This is a genomic window from Pelatocladus sp. BLCC-F211 (assembly GCF_041928655.1).
Lineage (GTDB): Bacteria > Cyanobacteriota > Cyanobacteriia > Cyanobacteriales > Nostocaceae > Pelatocladus.
Map to the genome: position 1 here is coordinate 1 of NZ_JBHFLM010000135.1, position 16,042 is coordinate 16,042.

The 16,042-nt window shown below is 41.8% G+C and carries 11 protein-coding genes and 1 pseudogene; 5 read left to right on the forward strand and 7 right to left on the reverse strand.

What is annotated here, in order from left to right:
• Window positions 1-123 precede the first annotated feature (123 nt).
• Window positions 124-267 carry a hypothetical protein gene (locus tag ACE1AT_RS16740; protein ID WP_374870258.1) on the forward strand — a complete coding sequence of 48 codons (144 nt, stop codon included), beginning with the start codon at window positions 124-126 and terminating at the stop codon, window positions 265-267.
• 385 nt (window positions 268-652) lie between these two features.
• Here the strand turns inward: ACE1AT_RS16740 and ACE1AT_RS16745 are convergent, their stop codons facing one another.
• Window positions 653-1,879 (reverse strand): damage-control phosphatase ARMT1 family protein, encoded by a 1,227-nt coding sequence (locus tag ACE1AT_RS16745; protein WP_374870277.1) that lies wholly within the window; start codon window positions 1,877-1,879, stop codon window positions 653-655.
• A 241-nt stretch (window positions 1,880-2,120) separates the two neighbouring features.
• Between ACE1AT_RS16745 and ACE1AT_RS16750 the strand changes: the two genes are divergently transcribed.
• Entirely contained in the window at window positions 2,121-3,470 is a 1,350-nt protein-coding gene (locus tag ACE1AT_RS16750; protein ID WP_374870260.1) for a glutamine synthetase family protein, read from the forward strand.
• Window positions 3,471-3,508: 38 nt separating this feature from the next.
• Here the strand turns inward: ACE1AT_RS16750 and ACE1AT_RS16755 are convergent, their stop codons facing one another.
• From ACE1AT_RS16755 to ACE1AT_RS16765, 3 genes are all read right to left on the reverse strand, one after another.
• On the reverse strand, window positions 3,509-4,441 hold the full coding sequence (locus ACE1AT_RS16755) for a ferritin-like domain-containing protein (protein WP_374870262.1): 933 nt from the start codon (window positions 4,439-4,441) through the stop codon (window positions 3,509-3,511).
• A gap of 321 nt (window positions 4,442-4,762) precedes the next feature.
• A complete protein-coding gene (locus tag ACE1AT_RS16760) occupies window positions 4,763-5,278 on the reverse strand; it encodes a DUF937 domain-containing protein (RefSeq protein ID WP_374870264.1) in 516 nt (171 codons plus the stop codon).
• Between the two features lie 128 nt (window positions 5,279-5,406).
• Window positions 5,407-7,116 (reverse strand): ATP-binding protein, encoded by a 1,710-nt coding sequence (locus ACE1AT_RS16765; protein ID WP_374870266.1) that lies wholly within the window; start codon window positions 7,114-7,116, stop codon window positions 5,407-5,409.
• Between the two features lie 245 nt (window positions 7,117-7,361).
• Between ACE1AT_RS16765 and ACE1AT_RS16770 the strand changes: the two genes are divergently transcribed.
• On the forward strand, window positions 7,362-8,927 hold the full coding sequence (locus ACE1AT_RS16770; RefSeq protein WP_374870267.1) for a YcjF family protein: 1,566 nt from the start codon (window positions 7,362-7,364) through the stop codon (window positions 8,925-8,927).
• Between the two features lie 66 nt (window positions 8,928-8,993).
• Here the strand turns inward: ACE1AT_RS16770 and ACE1AT_RS16775 are convergent, their stop codons facing one another.
• Both ACE1AT_RS16775 and ACE1AT_RS16780 read right to left on the reverse strand, forming a co-directional pair.
• On the reverse strand, window positions 8,994-9,437 hold the full coding sequence (locus tag ACE1AT_RS16775) for a hypothetical protein (protein WP_374870269.1): 444 nt from the start codon (window positions 9,435-9,437) through the stop codon (window positions 8,994-8,996).
• A 97-nt stretch (window positions 9,438-9,534) separates the two neighbouring features.
• Window positions 9,535-12,537: a valine--tRNA ligase gene (locus ACE1AT_RS16780; RefSeq protein ID WP_374870271.1), complete on the reverse strand. Its 3,003-nt coding sequence runs from the start codon at window positions 12,535-12,537 to the stop codon at window positions 9,535-9,537.
• A gap of 156 nt (window positions 12,538-12,693) precedes the next feature.
• Here ACE1AT_RS16780 and ACE1AT_RS16785 point away from each other — a divergent pair.
• A pseudogene (locus tag ACE1AT_RS16785) lies at window positions 12,694-13,059 on the forward strand (GxxExxY protein); the annotation flags it as partial.
• 434 nt (window positions 13,060-13,493) lie between these two features.
• The gene (locus tag ACE1AT_RS16790; protein WP_374870273.1) at window positions 13,494-14,924 is read left to right on the forward strand and encodes a deoxyribodipyrimidine photo-lyase, 8-HDF type; all 1,431 of its coding nucleotides are present in this window, start codon (window positions 13,494-13,496) and stop codon (window positions 14,922-14,924) included.
• 229 nt (window positions 14,925-15,153) lie between these two features.
• On the opposite strand, the gene ACE1AT_RS16795 is transcribed toward ACE1AT_RS16790, so the two are convergent.
• The gene (locus ACE1AT_RS16795; protein WP_374870275.1) at window positions 15,154-15,771 is read right to left on the reverse strand and encodes an NUDIX hydrolase; all 618 of its coding nucleotides are present in this window, start codon (window positions 15,769-15,771) and stop codon (window positions 15,154-15,156) included.
• Window positions 15,772-16,042: the final 271 nt, after the last annotated feature.

A 16,042-nucleotide genomic window follows, 5' to 3' on the forward strand; every position in this document is an offset into this window, starting at 1 on the left:
CGGTTATTTAAATCAGTAGATGAGTTAAAGAATTTACTGGATAGATTGTTAAATCAGGGAGAACTAATAATTCAATGGGGACGAAAAGTAAAAAATAAAGGAAATGCTGCTATTGCAAACTAAATGTGGAACAGCTTATCACGGGGTAATGATATCATTCCGTTGATCGGAGCGCGACGTCGCAATCGCTTAGAAGAAGCACTCGGTGCTATCAATCTACAGCTTATACCATTTCACAAAAATCTTGATACAAATACAGGTGTGTAGAGACGTAGCAATGCTACGTCTCTACAAGATTCATATGTATCGCTATTAACGTGAAATGGTATTACAGATAATGAACTAGCTCAAATTGAAACAGCAATTCCACTTGACGCTGTCGCAGGCGATCGCTATGATTCAGGTCAAATGGCGATGTTGGATAGCGAAAAGAGTTGAAAAGGGTGTTCGTAGTGAGCGATTTATCGCTCAATTTTTAAGGACTAAAGTCCTTACTACGAACTTATACAACTCATCCAAATTAATGCGATAGATGACTAACTTTTTGAAGGTGGATAAAAATACTTACAAAAATTACCGAATTTTTGGCTTCTCGCCAATCTAGATAATTTTGTCTTTTCTGACTCCCGATTTCTACAAGAAGTCTAATCAATTACTCGACAAACTGCACTACACCCCACTGTCCATTTGTCAACCAATTAGCATCAGATTTTGATACTTTTTCAATTACTTCTGGTTGCAAACCTGCTGCGACTTCTGATTTCAGAGTACGTAAAGCCACCATTGGCACTGGTAAATAACACACAATATCTGCAATATTAGTTGTGAAATCCCAGTGTCTATCTCCTAATAATCTGCGATAATTGGCATCACCTTTAATAATCAATAAATCAGCAGCAGCTAACTCTTGTTTGAGTGAGACGGGTATTTCCCAAAAAGCGAGAGGGGATGTCCAAAAATAATCATCAGACAAAATCAACTTTTCTGATGCAATATAACTTTTTAACCTTTCTGCAACAGCAACAACTTGCTGAGATTTAGATCCTGCGAGAAACTCAACTGTATCATGCACATCTTTAATCAACGCATCAGATACAAAAGTCGGGTGAGGTTTGAGGTGTAGCTTAATTTGATTAATCAGACCACTCCCCAACAAGAAATCTACTAAACACAAATCACAAATTAACTCAAAACCAGCATTATCAACTACAAAATCAATACGTTGACATGCACTACTAATTAATAATTCTGCAACATGGGAAGCATCATCGACCAAGATATGAGCTTTTTGATTTTCAACATCAAAATTACTGCGATCGCTCTCAAATGCTGACCACAAACTCAAGTCTACACGATTGCCCCACAGTGCAAAATGTAAGAGTGTAATCAGAACATTTTGATTTATTTTTCCGTCTTGTTGGCTATCTTTCAACCATTGTGTTACTTGCTCGCACAAAGTAATTATTGCATCTAGGGATGTATTTAATCCTTGAGATTTCTGTAAAGAAAATGGATCAACACCTTGCCATTCACCAGAGCGAAAATAATTGGTAAGATTGAGAATTAGTCTATAAAAATAAGTTTCCGCAAAAAACCAAGGAATATCTATCCAACGTTGTTCTTTGTATGGTTCTAAATATTTTTGCCAATTTATTACATCAATTCCAGTATCATCTTCAAAAGCTAATAAGTATCCTGACGGTAACTGATTAGCCAAGTTTTCTAAACTTTGATTAATACTAGGTGCAAAATTGTTTTCCACAATGACTCGACGAGCAATACCAGGCATCCTTTGAGTTACTGTAAACTCAGTAAAGGTTCCAATTTCTGAGCCTACAAGTGATTCTGGCAGTGGTAACTTGGGAATTTGCGATTTCATCATTAAAAATTTCTCTTTCCCTCGTGTTTTTAGTATTTTATCTTTTGTCATAAGTAAGAGGGAACAGGGAACAGGGATTGGGGACGAGTTCTTAAATTTTGAATTTTGAATTTTGTACGCCCTTGGCGTTCCCGAAGGGTATTTTGAATTTTGAATTGATTTGTCCTCCTTGTCCTCCTTGTCCTCCTTGTCCTCCTTGTCCCCCTTCCAATCCCTTATCCCCGATCCCCAATCCCCCAAGATGGCTGAAAACATTTTATTCAAAAAAGTTAAAAAAACTCTCAAAGAAGCTGATGCTAGCTTTGTTCGCATCCTTTGGTGTGATAACGCCAATATCATTCGTGGTAAAGCTGTACATGTGGAAATGTTACCCCATTACTTTGAACATGGCGTGGGTATATCCGCAGGACAACAGGGTGTTCCGGTAATGTATGATGCTGTTGTTCCTAAAACTGGTTTGGGGCCAGTCGGTGAAGTTTCCCTAGTTCCCGATTGGTCTAGCTTAACTGCTTTACCGTATTCTCCAGGTCATTTTCGTGTCATGGGAAACATGAGATTAAATAATGAAGCTTGGGGTTTATGTCCGCGCCATTTTTTAATACGGATGATAGAAGCAGCAAAAAGTCAAGGGTTAGAAGTACAGGCTGCATTTGAAAACGAATTTTACTTACTGCAACAATTAGGCGATCGCATTATACCCGCAGACTCTACAGTTTTTGCCTCTACCCAAGCCATGGATATTCATCGCGAAGTCATTGATGATATGGCTGAAGCTTTGATTTCCCAAGGTATTCCCGTCGAACAATATTATCCAGAGTCTGGCCCCGGTCAGCAAGAAATATCCATACGATATACTGAAGCATTGCGTGCTGCTGACTGGCAAATTGCCTATAGAGAGACGGTACGAGCCATAGCTAGACGCCACAATCTCAAAGCTTCTTTTTTACCAAAAATCTTTCCGGAGTCAGCAGGTAGCGGTTGTCACATTCATCTGAGTCTATGGTGGCGTGGGCAAAATTTATTACCCGATGCTCAAGGTGTCAATGGTTTATCTGATATGGCAAGAGCATTTATTGCTGGTATTCTTGAGCATTTACCAGCACTGATGGCATTGACGACACCTTGTGTTAATTCTTACCGTCGAATTCGTCCTCATTCTTGGAGTGGTGCTTTTCGTTGTTGGGGATTAGATAACCGTGAAGCAGCTGTGAGAGTACCGAGTGCAGCTGCATTTGGTATTCCCACCCACTTTGAGTTAAAAACAGTAGATGCATCAGCCAATCCTTACTTAGCTTTAGGTGCAGCGATCGCAGCAGGATTAGACGGTGTGCGACAAAATTTGGAACTAGGACAATCAGTAGATGTAGATCCTGGACACTTATCACCAGACGATCGCAAACTGCAAAAAATCGACCCTTTACCCACAAATTTAGGCAAAGCGATCGCTCACCTCAAACAAGATAATGTACTTTTGGATGCGTTAAATCCCCAGTTATCAACAGCTTTCCTGGCTGTACGTCAAGCCGAATGGGAAGCAATGAAAGATTGGGATTTAGAGCAAGAGGTGAAAGTTTTGTTAGAAAGATATTAAATAAAATCGTTTGTCTCCCCACACTTCCCACACTCCCTTTATTCCCCAAATAAACTTTGCAAGTATTCTGGTGTCAAGCTATGATTCCAAACCCACAGACGCCGCATTGCATAGATGAAGGTAAACATGAGAGTTGTCTTATTACTCAAAGACCAAGCATCCCATTTCAGTGTCCCCATCATTCGCTTTAAGGTACGCAAAAGATTATTACGCGTGTAGTTTTGACGGCGCGTTTTCATCAATGTCTTTCCAATCCGCAGCAACCCAGTATCAGGATATAGCCAAACGCCAAAACCCCAAAATTTTGTCATGTGGTTAATTTCGTCTAGTACCAATTCTTCTAAAACATCTTGGAGTGTACCTGTGGTGTGCGCCATCAACCAGAGATACAGACAAGTCGCGCCGTATTCTGTCGCTACACGGTGTAATCCGTGACGATATAAATCTTCATGGGGGTCATCAGTGGGAAGATAACCTCGAACGGTGCGGAGGGTAGGTGTGATTTTTTCACCTGTTAATTGCTGGTAGATTTTGAGTAAAGCAGGAGTGTGTTGACGTTCTTCTTTTTCCCACAAACCCAGTTCTGTTAAATTTTCATTTTCATCCACTGTTCCACCTACAAATCGAGCCATTTGTGGGTGTAAATTTTCCAAATACTGTCGGCTTGTTTGCGTATAGCCCCGGATGGGTGCTTCTGTATCTAACGCACCCACAAGCACAGATAAAAATACCTCTGGGTTTATACTGATTACTTGGTTACAATTAATTGCTTGCCAGTCAATCTGTTTCCAAGGACGTGGTTGGGGATGTTGAAATTGTAGGGGTAAATCTTGCAGGCGATCGCACAATTGTTCGTGACTCAGATATTTATCTATAAGGGATTTAATTCGACGTTGCGTCTGCAAGTAATCAGGCTCAGGATATAACTGACCTGCCAAATCTTCCGTAGGTGGGCTGGTGTTGATAAGCATATTTTATTACTTAAATTTTGACTTCATTGCCCAATAGGTTAAGCGAAGTGACAGGGGTTTGTCAGTAGGGAGAAGGAACAGGGAACAGATTGAAGAATGTGTAATTACCAAGCCCCGTTGGGGCGGGTGTAGGGGTGTAGGGGAAAAAAGACTAGCCCCAACAACCCCTGGGTTAAAAGCCCCGTCCCTTGGGACGACCGCGTTGGACGAGGTTTCAATCCTCGCCCAACGCCTGAACCCCCTATACCCTTATAAAAAAACTCACAAATAATCGATGTTGTGTACAATTATTTATGAGCTATGAATAAATAAGTAAAATATCTATCTTCCTAAATACCTAGTTGCCATCTGCATAGCATCAGCAATATCAACATCACCATCATTGTCAGCATCTAGGAAAGAATTCAAGACAGGGTTTCCATCGGTTTGGGAACTTTCACCAGTTTTCAAGAAATTCAGGACAATAGGAACCAACATTGGTAGTAGTTGTTGAATCATCCCAGCATCTAAACCAGTGCGCTGCGAAACAACTTCAGCCACCTGCTGTTGCATTCCTGGCGAAAATAGAGAGTTGACAGCTTGGGGATTAGGAGAAGTACCACTGTATTCATTAACAACAGCTTGCACTTCTTCAGTACCACCACTAGCTTGCTTTTCTTGCAAAGCAGAACGTACATAATTACCCACAATCCCAACAGCTGATTGCATAGTAGAAGGGTCTGCACCAGTAGCATTACTTAGCTGCTGTACAGTATTAACAATATCACCTAACTGCCCTGCACTACCTTGCTGGTTAGGATTAGCGATCGCATTGATAACTTGATCAAAAAGTCCCATAAGTTTTTTTCCTTTATACTCACGGCAACAAAACCAAATTTTGACATACTCACCGCCCTAAAGGGTCGGTGATTCTTGACGCTTCGTTGACAGATGCAACGCAGTGGCTCCCCTTGTCTCCCGTGTCTCTAACCAACCGGGAGGGCGATCGCAAATTCTGTACCTGAATTTAGTTCCGAATTACAAGTTAGCTTACCGTGGTGTTTTTCGACAATAATCTGATGAGTAATCGCTAACCCCAGACCAGTACCAAGACCTCGTGGTTTTGTTGTAAAGAAAGTTTCAAATATTTTATCTTGATTTTCTTTAGGAATACCAGGCCCGTTATCGGCTATTCGCACTACTACCCAATTACTATTCATAAATTCTGTGCTAATAGTAATTACAGGTACAAATTGTCTATCTTGAGCCATTTTGTCTTCTAAAGCATCAATGGCATTGATTAACAGGTTCATAAATACTTGATAAAGTAAACCTGTGTAACCTTTTACAGGTTGAATCTCTCCATAATTGCAAACAACTTTGATACCTTTTTTCAGGCGATTTTGCAGAATAAAGAGTGTACTGTCGATGCAAGCATGTAAATTAACAGACTGAGCTTCACTGCTATCTAAACGAGAGAAATCTTTTAAACTCCTAATAATTTCTCGCGTTCTTTCTGCCCCAAATTCCATTGATTTCAGAAGTTTTGGTAAATCTTCGGCGATAAACTCAAAATCAATCTCTTCTTCTTTAGCTTGGATTACTTCGTTAGGATGAGGAAATTCAGTTTTATATGTTTGTAATAAATCAAATAAGTCGTTTATATAAGTTTTGGCACTGCCTAAATTGCCATAGATAAAATTTACGGGATTATTAATTTCATGAGCAATACCAGCAATCATTCTGCCTAAGCTAGACAACTTTTCGCTTTGCATTAGTCGTTCTTCAGCCTCAGCATTTTGTGCTTTTAAAAGATATTTTACTTGTTGGATTAACTGGTTAACAGAATCAGCGAGAGTCCCAACTTCATCTTTGGTTGTAACGGATGCTTGCAAGTCAAAATTGCTTTCTTGGGTTACTTTTTGGGCAACTCTAGTCAGGGTTTGCAAGGGACGCACAATGAAAATACTTGTGTAGATTGCCAAAATCACTGCGATCGCAGTTGACAGTATAATGCTACCAATAATAATCTGAGCTTGCAAAACAGTTGCTTGATTTTGGGCTTGATCAGCTTCTTCTTGGTGTTCGCGAACTGTTTTTGCAAACTTGTTTAACTCATGGGTAAATTCATAAAAATCAAGTGCAGTTTGACTTTGAGCAAATTGTTGAATTAATTTCTGTGCTTTTGCTGCTGACTGTGGCTGAGAAGCAAGTAACAACATCTCACCGACAAGCGTCTGGAATTCCTGAAAATATAGCTTGATCGTACTATCATGTTGTTTTAGTAACGCCTGTAAATCTGTTTGCGATGTGCGTTGACTGAATTCTTCTAACTGAGAAAATAACTTTTCAGTTTCTGCCAAATTTGTTTTGAACTCAGAAGTTTTTTGCAGCAGCATTGGGGCTTTATTCAACAAAGGTAGAATTTCTTGTTGATAGGCTTGGATTTCTAATAATTCTCCTTGCAGGGTACTAAATAAATGACCTTCCTCATCCGCCATCATCATTTGATATCTAGCTTGCTGGAAGTAATTTTTGCCAACTAATAACCCCGCCGTTGTTCCTAAAACTGCGACTCCCAGGGTTAGGCCATATCCAAGAATAATTTTTTGTCGAATACTCAGCCGATGGAACACTCGTTTAACCAGGTTATAGAAACGTTCTGGCGACTGTTTGAATTCAGATGATGGGATCATGAGCTAGTTTAAATGTTGCAGTTTTCCATCTGGCGGGTTTCGAGTATAAACGATCCTGTAATTAGCTGCAAAGTATAATTTGATATGAAAATTTTTCTCAGTTTATCAAAACATACTTCTTTCTACTCTGGTGAAAAATACTGAAACAATTAATATTAGAAGCAGAACAAAGTAAGTGATCACTGATCACTGGTAACTGACAACTGAATTTGCCTGCTGCTTTTTTGTGTTAGCCTGTGCCATCCATGCCTCTGTCGCGTATCGTTACGCTTATTGTCGGTCTAATCGTCATTTTGGGACTTTGTCTGTGGCTAATTGACTCTCTGTCACGGCTTTATTGGCAATTGTCCTATTCTCCCTTTTTGGGCAATTTGCTGCTGTTTTTGATCATTGTCTTAATCGGTGCTTTAATCGCTGCCTTTGTGTATTATGTACTGGTGCTTCAGGCTGGCGAAGAGCGATCGCGCCGCACCAAAAGACAACGCCAACGAGTGCAAATTCCCGCCGCCAAATCAGAAGCAGCTTCTTCGACTCTGCAAGCTGTCAAGCAACAAGTAGCCCAAATTCAAGATGAAGTTGCACGCCAAGCTTTACTAAGTAAATCGCGAGAAATTGAAGCAAACCTCAAACGGGGTGAAATTCAAGTCGTGGTGTTTGGTACTGGTAGTGCTGGCAAAACTTCTTTAGTAAATGCGATTTTGGGACGGATGGTGGGCAGAGTAGACGCACCCATGGGAACTACCACAGTAGGAGAAACCTATTGTGTGCGCTTAAGGGGTCTAGAGCGCAAGATTTTAATTACCGATACGCCGGGAATTTTAGAAGCGGGGATAGCAGGTACGGAGAGAGAACAACTAGCTAGAGAACTAGCAACATCAGCAGATTTACTGTTGTTTGTAGTCGATAACGACCTCAGACGTTCTGAATACGAGCCTTTACGTGCATTGGCAGAAATTGGAAAACGATCTTTATTGGTATTAAATAAAACTGATTTGTACACAGAAGACGATAAAGAAGCCATTCTCGCTAGATTGCGCCAAAGAGTACGGGGTTTTATTGCTGCTGGCGACGTCGTGGCAATTTCTGCCAATCCCCAACCCGCCCAGCTAGAAACTGGCGAAATGTTTCAACCAGAGCCAGAAATTATACCATTGTTACGACGGATGGCAGCAATTTTACGGGCAGAAGGTGAAGATTTAGTTGCAGATAATATTCTGCTGCAATCGCTGCGGCTAGGAGAAGAGGCCCGAAAACTCATTGATGGGCAGCGTCGTCGCCAAGCTGACAAAATTGTAGAACGGTTTCAATGGATTAGTGCGGGCGTGGTATCAGTTACACCATTGCCAATGGTAGATTTACTAGCAACAGCTGCTGTCAACGCCCAAATGGTAGTAGAAATTGGGAGAGTTTACGGCTGCGAATTAAATATGGAACGGGGACGGGAATTGGCTTTGTCTCTGGCGAAGACAATTGCTGGTTTAGGGATTGTCAAAGGTGCGTTGGAGTTACTTTCTACGGCTTTGCAGCTCAATGTTGGTACCTTTATTATTGGTAGAGCTATTCAAGGTGTGACAGCTGCGTATCTGACACGTATCGCTGGTAAAAGCTTTATTGAATATTTCCGCAATGATCAAGATTGGGGCGATGGCGGGATGACGGAGGTTGTACAACGCCAGTTTCAACTGAATCGCCGTGATGAATTTATGAAAGCTTTTATCCAAGAAGCGATCGCGCGAGTAGTCAGACCCTTACAAGGAAATGCTGAACTTGTGGAAGAAGAGGAAGAAAAAAGACTAGGAAGCGGAGATTAGACGAATTAATTTTTTGTACCGAAACCCTTATCACCAACCGTATTAGACATGCCCAATCCCCGATCCCTATTCCCCAAGAGTTTCAGCTTTATTAACCAAGTTTTTTTCTCGTTTGAGACTTTCTTCAAGGGCTTGAATTTGTTCTCGACGTGCTTCTAATTCTAGGGTACGACGTGCTAAGTCTTGGTTTTGCAAAGTCAAGCTTTGTCGCCACTGTTCCGCCCTTTCTGCTTCTTGACGCAAAAAATCTGGAGTAATACCTGTAGTCAGGTAAGTACCGATCAAATCCATTACCCAGTTAGTAGCTTCTTCTATTCTCTCTATATCACCTGTGGGGGAAAGCTCGACTAAAACAAGCAATTTTTCTGCTATAGTCTTGCCTTTTCCTAAGAGAATAAAAGCTTCTTCTGGGATTTTTACCCATATATTATTAGCTTCTTGACGTGCTAATAAATGTAATTGGAGTTGGTCTAAAAATTCGTTTCTGTGTACTTGGGCTAGATAGAGCATAAATTTAGATAAATTATGAATTATGAATTTTGAATTATGAATTATGAATGATCAGAGATTTCATAATTTCTAATTCATCATTCATAATTCTTTATAATTATGCTAGCTGACGCAAGCGATCGCGCAAGATATCAGCTTGCTTTTGAGCTTCTGCTAAAGTGTCTCGTGTTTCCTTTACCACATTTGCTGGAGCTTGTTCAACAAATTTAGGATTACTTAACCTACCAGTCAGAGCTTTAATATCCGCTTCCAGTTTGCTAAGGCGTTTTTGCAGTTTGGCGGTATAAGCTTGAATGTCTACGACACCTGCAAGAGGGAGTAAGACTTGCACTGTACCAACTACGCCTGCGATCGCTTGTTCTTTTGATTGTGGCAGTTGTGGTTGTTCTGATTGTGTTAGGCTGCTTTGATCAGATGATTGGAACTGTCGCCAAAATATTTGTCTCGCCTCAGCAGATAATAAATACCGGGTGACAAACCACGCAGCGTAACCAAAACCTACAAGTTCAAAGAAATTTCCCAGCAAAGCAATATCATCAATCGCATCGGCGATCGCTAAACCAATTCGGAAAAAGAGAATTGCTGCGAGAATTAAGGCGATAGTCTTCCAAGCAATCCGGGGTTTTTCTTCCTGTTGTTTATTCTCGCTAACAGCGATCGTTAAATTCTCTACCTTCGCCAAATCTTTAATATAAGATTGTCCCGTGGTCAGAATTTCCCTTTCTTGGGGGCTATCGCTTTGCAAATTGACATTGACTTTCACCCCTGGTTTAACATCCGCTTCGGCGCGTAAGTTGCGAATAGTGCGGATTGTACCAATCAAGAGTTCAAACTGTTCTTCTAGCCGAGCATCTATTAAATTTGTCTGTGCTTCTGGATACCGTTGTAAAGATAAACTTTGTTGAGTATCTTCACCTTGTTGGGTGAGAGTGTGCCAAATTTCCTCAGTAATGTGAGGCATAAAAGGATTAAGTAGCTTCAAAATCCCTTCCAGCACATAGGCCAACGTTTGTTGTGCAACCCGTCGCGATGCAGGATCAGCATTCTTTTGCAGGCGAGATTTGACTAATTCAATATACCAGTCACAAAAATCACCCCAAATGAAATCATACAAACCCTTAGCAGCTTCACCCAGACCGTAATTATCCATATAATTGCGCGTTTGCTGGACAACACCGTAATAACGTGAAAGAATCCAGCGATCGCTCAACTCTGTAGCGATTGGTTCTCCTAATTGCTGCGGCGTCTGTCCATCCAAATTCATCATCACAAACCGCGCCGCATTCCACAGCTTATTGGCAAAGTTGCGAGACCCCTCCACAGAAGGCGACTCGTCGGTCTTACGGTTGTAATCCAAGCGGATATCTTGACCCGCGCCTGCTACTTCCTTAATCATCGTGTAGCGCAGGGCATCCGTACCGTACTTTTCAATCAAAATCAACGGATCAATACCATTACCTGCGGTTTTGGACATTTTCTTGCCATTTTCATCCAAGACCAACCCGTGGATGTAAACATCTTTAAACGGCATTTGTCCCGTAAAATGTCCTGCCATCATCGTCATTCTCGCAACCCAGAAAAAGATGATGTCAAAACCCGTAACCAAAGTACTATTCGGATAATAAGTCGCTAAATCTGGTGTTTGTTCCGGCCAGCCCAAAGTTGAAAACGGCCACAACCCAGAAGAAAACCAAGTATCCAGCACATCGGGATCACGTTCTATCTTGACATTTTCGCCAAATTGTGCAAATAACTTCTCCCGTGCTTCTGCTTCACTCCGCGCCACAACGAACGGCGTGTGATCAGTAATCTCATCACCCGTCTCACTGACAGCGTACCAAGCTGGGATTTGGTGTCCCCACCACAATTGCCGAGAAATACACCAATCTTTCAGTTTCACTAACCAATCACGATAGACCTTATGCCAGCGTTGAGGCACAAACCGGGGCGAATTTTTCTCGTCAAGGAATTCCAGCGCCCGGTCTGCCATCGGGCGGATTGTGACAAACCACTGGGTTGAAAGTAACGGTTCTACCGGAACTTTACCACGCTCACTATAAGGAACCGTATGTTTATAATCTTCCACTTTCACCAGAACACCGTCTGCTTCTAAACGAGCAACTACATTCTTTCTAGCAACAAAGCGGTCTTGTCCTTGAAACTCGCCGGCATTCTCATTTAGAGAGCCGTCCTTATTCATAATATTGATAAATGGCAGATTGTGACGCTTGCCCATTTCAAAATCATTCGGATCATGGGCAGGAGTCACCTTCACGCAACCAGTTCCAAAACTGGGGTCAACCAACTCATCGCCAATAATCGGAATTTCCCGATTCATAATAGGCAACGTGAGAGTCTTCCCAATCAAATGCTGATAACGTTCATCATCGGGATTTACCGCCACCGCCGTATCACCCAACATGGTTTCTGGTCGAGTCGTCGCCACCTCTACATAACCAGAACCATCACTCAACGGATAACGGAAGTGCCAAAGATGACCATCAACTTCTTTAGCATCCACTTCCAAGTCAGAAACAGCTGATTGTGACTCTGGACACCAGTTAACTAAATATTTACCACGATAAATCAGCCCTTCTTCGTAAAGACGGTTAAAAGCTTCTAAAACAGCTTTGGTTAAACCTGCATCTAGGGTAAAACGTTCCCGCGACCAATCTACCGACACACCCAAACGTCGCAGTTGATTAACAATTGTTCCCCCAGATTCTGCCTTCCACTGCCAAGCCCGTTCAAGAAACTGATCGCGTCCTAATTCATTGCGAGTTTTGCCCTCTGACTTGAGTTGCTTTTCCAGCGTTGTATGGACGGCGATGCTGGCGTGGTCAGTTCCGGGCAGATAAAGGGCATTATCTCCCTTCATGCGGTGATAGCGCACGAGGGTATCAATTAAACTGTTGTCAAAAGCGTGACCCATGTGCAAGCTACCAGTGACATTGGGTGGTGGAATGACGATGCAGTAAGGTTCACTACCTGCTTGGGGGTCTGCTTTGTAGGTTTGATTTTCTTCCCAAAATTTTTGCCACTTGGCTTCAGTGGTAAAGGGATCGTATCGGTCAGGAAGATTAGTAATTGTTGCGGTCATGCTGGGAAAACTGAGTGCGGAAGGACTTTTATAAATTTTGCCACAGAGTTTTGATCTAAACGAACCACATAGACGCGTCAGCGGCTTCCCGCAGGGTAGGACACAAAGGACACAAAGAAAGAAGAGGAAAAAGAGAAGATGAGATGATCAAAAGATGAGGTAGAGCAACTAGCTTATGCTGTGATTGGTGCAGCGATTGAGGTACATCGGGTGTTGGGACCTGGATTTTTGGAGGAGGTTTATCATAAGGCGTTAAAAGAAGAATTTGTGATGCGGAGTATACCTCACATGTTTGAGCATCCAGTAGTAGTTACTTACAAAGGGCGTCCAGTGGGTGGAGGTAAATTAGATTTTTTGGTTGGAAATTCTCTGATTGTGGAATTGAAAGCCGTCCAAAACTTAACTCCAATTCACGAAGCCCAAGTCCTTTCCTATCTGAAAATGACCAAGTATCCTCTCGCCCTTTTGATCAACTTCAACGTTAATCTTCTCAAAGATGGCATCAAACGCATTATCCTCTAATAACTTCTCTTTGTGATCTTGATCTTTGGGATCTACTCTAGTGGGAAGCCGCTAGCGTGTCTATATGGTTCGTTAATTAATCTTTCGGGAGATCGCTGATTTATTACGTGTATTCATCGTTGTTGTTATAACACTATTGCTACTGCTTTCCAGTAACACAAGCCTAAATACAAATCAGTCATACTGCAATAATCCGCAACAATCTGCACACCAAGCTGATGAATGTGTCGGGTAAGCAGATAAAGTGAGTAGTGCATTAGACATAGGCGTGAAAATGAATGTAGAGTAGAGACGTAGCACTGCTACGTCTCTACAAAGTTTTTGGATAACGCATATTTAATTTCTGGAGATGTCTAATATAATTTTCCAACAGACTGATGCTAATTAGCAGTATTAGGTCTAATCTAGTACAGGCGAACTATTTATATGAGTGAATGTCTGATTTAATTCTGTTTTGGCATCGTCGTGATTTACGTGTTTCTGATAATACCGGACTTGCTGCCGCAAGACAACGCAGTGCAAAAGTAGTCGGTGTGTTTTGCCTCGATCCGAATATTCTGGAACGGGATGATGTTGCACCTGCGCGAGTGACTTACATGATTGGTTGTTTGCAAGCCCTACAACAGCGATATGCTCAAGCTGGTAGCCAGTTATTGATACTCCACGCTCACCCAACACAAGCAATTCCGGCACTTGCGGCAACATTAGGTGCAAAAGCTGTATTCTGGAATTGGGATGTGGAACCCTACTCTCAACAACGCGATCGCACTATAATATCTGCACTCAAAGAAAAAGGAATCGAGTTTCTCGATCAAAACTGGGATCAGATTCTGCACGCACCAGATGAAATCCGCACTGGTTCCAATCAACCTTATACTGTTTACACTCCCTTCTGGAAGAATTGGATTAGCAAACCAAAGGCAAAACCAGTAGAAACTCTGGAAAATGCTGAGGGTTTAACAGCAGCAGAAAAAGAAATTGCCAATAGTGCTGGAGTTGTTGCATTACCCTCAGCCAAAGATTTAGGATTTGTCTGGGATGAAGAATTAATTATTGCCCCAGGTGAAGAAGCAGCTCAAGAACGGTTAGAAGAATTTGGCGATCGCGCTATTAATGAATATCAAGAACAGCGAAATTTCCCAGCAATTGACGGTACATCTCGGTTGAGTGCAGCTTTGAAATTTGGTGCGATCGGTATTCGCACTGTCTGGGAAGCTACACAAAATGCCCTCGAAAATAGCCGTAGCGAAGAAACCCAAACCAATATCCGCACTTGGCAACAAGAATTAGCATGGCGGGAATTTTACCAACATGCCATGTATAATTTTCCTGAGTTAGCAGCAGGTGCGTACCGTGAAGCCTTCAAAAATTTTCCCTGGGAAACCAACCAAGAACACTTCCAAGCTTGGTGTGAGGGTAGAACAGGTTATCCGATAGTTGATGCAGCTATGCGTCAGTTGAATGAAGTTGGTTGGATGCACAACCGTTGTCGGATGATTGTCGCCAGTTTCTTGACTAAAGATTTGCTTATTAATCCCCAGTTGGGAGAAAAATATTTTATGCAGAAACTGATTGATGGGGATTTATCTGCAAATAATGGTGGTTGGCAATGGAGTGCTTCTAGTGGTATGGACCCCAAGCCTTTACGGATTTTTAACCCCGCTAGCCAAGCGCAAAAATTCGATCCAGATGGTGAATATATTCGTCAATGGGTTCCAGAGTTGCGTTCATTTGATACTCAGTATTTACTTACTGGTAATATTACACCTTTAGAACGTCAGGCTGTTGATTATCCTACTCCGATTGTGGATCACAAACAACAGCAAAAAATGTTTAAAGAACGTTATCAACAGCAAAAAGTTTAAAAGTTGGCTTCCCCTACACTGAAACCACCTACAGTTTCTAGCCCTTTACACTAGACCTCTTGCATAAATCCTTAAAACCCCGTTCTAGGTTAATTTTGCTTTGTGTCTTGGTGTCTTGGTGTTTCAATGAAATTTATTTAAACACCAAGACACTAAGACACTAAGAAGACTTGTTTTTTTGGGCTACACCTTAAATGGAGGTGTTTCAAATATTCATGCAAGAGGTCTACTAATCAAAGTCTGCTGGTAAATCTGGGTTGCGGTAATGTTGAAAAAGTCGAGTGATTTGTGCTGGTGTGACACGCCCAATAGATAATTCAGGAATTTCATTTTCCGGGAAAAATCCTACTGCTTCTGTCTCAATGCTGGGTGTGGGGGAACCACCAAGAAGTTCGCACAGAAAAAACAATTTATATATGTAATGGGGATGGGGTGAGTGTCCTTGTCTGTTTCTGTCGTAGGCTGCTAGGAGTTTGACAGCGCGAGTCAAATATCCTGATTCTTCAAATATTTCTTTAACGACTACTTCACTGGGTGAAAAACCAATATCAGCCCAGCCACCAGGTAATGTCCAACCACCATCCACTCGTTCTTTTACCAGTAAAATACAATCGTCGCGAAATACTGCACCACGCACATCTACTTTGGGAGTCGCATATCCGACATCACGATCAAACAGATCCAATATATAACTCAGTTCAGCGTTGGTGTGAGTTGCGAAAATTTCCGCAGCGATCGCTTGTATTGCTTGAAATCGTTCTAGATCATACGGGTTTTCGGAAAAAGTTAGTCCAGTTTGAGCGATCGCTTGTAGTTTTTGCGCCCATTCTAACCATTTGGGTTCCACAGTGTTCTCTCTATTTGTGTGGGGAAGTTAACTTTTGCAGTACAAGCTGTCGTTAGATCATAATCTTTTGTCGTTAGGAACGCATAAGCTGTCGTTAGATCACAATCTTTTGTCGTTAGGAATGTATAAGCCAATACGGTTCAGTTAAGAAGAAATGTAGGTTGGGTTGAGTGCAAGCGAAACCCAACAAAGCCTTGATAATGTTGGGTTACTCTGCGATCAGCCGCGCAGGGCGCGTCTACGTTCCTCAAACGCCAGGTGCTACAACTCT

Coding starts and splice junctions, on each gene's coding strand:
- ACE1AT_RS16740 (WP_374870258.1), top strand. CDS start 124: ATGTGGAACAGCTTATCACGGGGTAATGATATCATTCCGTTGATCGGA.
- ACE1AT_RS16745 (WP_374870277.1), bottom strand. CDS start 1,879: ATGAAATCGCAAATTCCCAAGTTACCACTGCCAGAATCACTTGTAGGC.
- ACE1AT_RS16750 (WP_374870260.1), top strand. CDS start 2,121: ATGGCTGAAAACATTTTATTCAAAAAAGTTAAAAAAACTCTCAAAGAA.
- ACE1AT_RS16755 (WP_374870262.1), bottom strand. CDS start 4,441: ATGCTTATCAACACCAGCCCACCTACGGAAGATTTGGCAGGTCAGTTA.
- ACE1AT_RS16760 (WP_374870264.1), bottom strand. CDS start 5,278: ATGGGACTTTTTGATCAAGTTATCAATGCGATCGCTAATCCTAACCAG.
- ACE1AT_RS16765 (WP_374870266.1), bottom strand. CDS start 7,116: ATGATCCCATCATCTGAATTCAAACAGTCGCCAGAACGTTTCTATAAC.
- ACE1AT_RS16770 (WP_374870267.1), top strand. CDS start 7,362: ATGCCTCTGTCGCGTATCGTTACGCTTATTGTCGGTCTAATCGTCATT.
- ACE1AT_RS16775 (WP_374870269.1), bottom strand. CDS start 9,437: ATGCTCTATCTAGCCCAAGTACACAGAAACGAATTTTTAGACCAACTC.
- ACE1AT_RS16780 (WP_374870271.1), bottom strand. CDS start 12,537: ATGACCGCAACAATTACTAATCTTCCTGACCGATACGATCCCTTTACC.
- ACE1AT_RS16790 (WP_374870273.1), top strand. CDS start 13,494: ATGTCTGATTTAATTCTGTTTTGGCATCGTCGTGATTTACGTGTTTCT.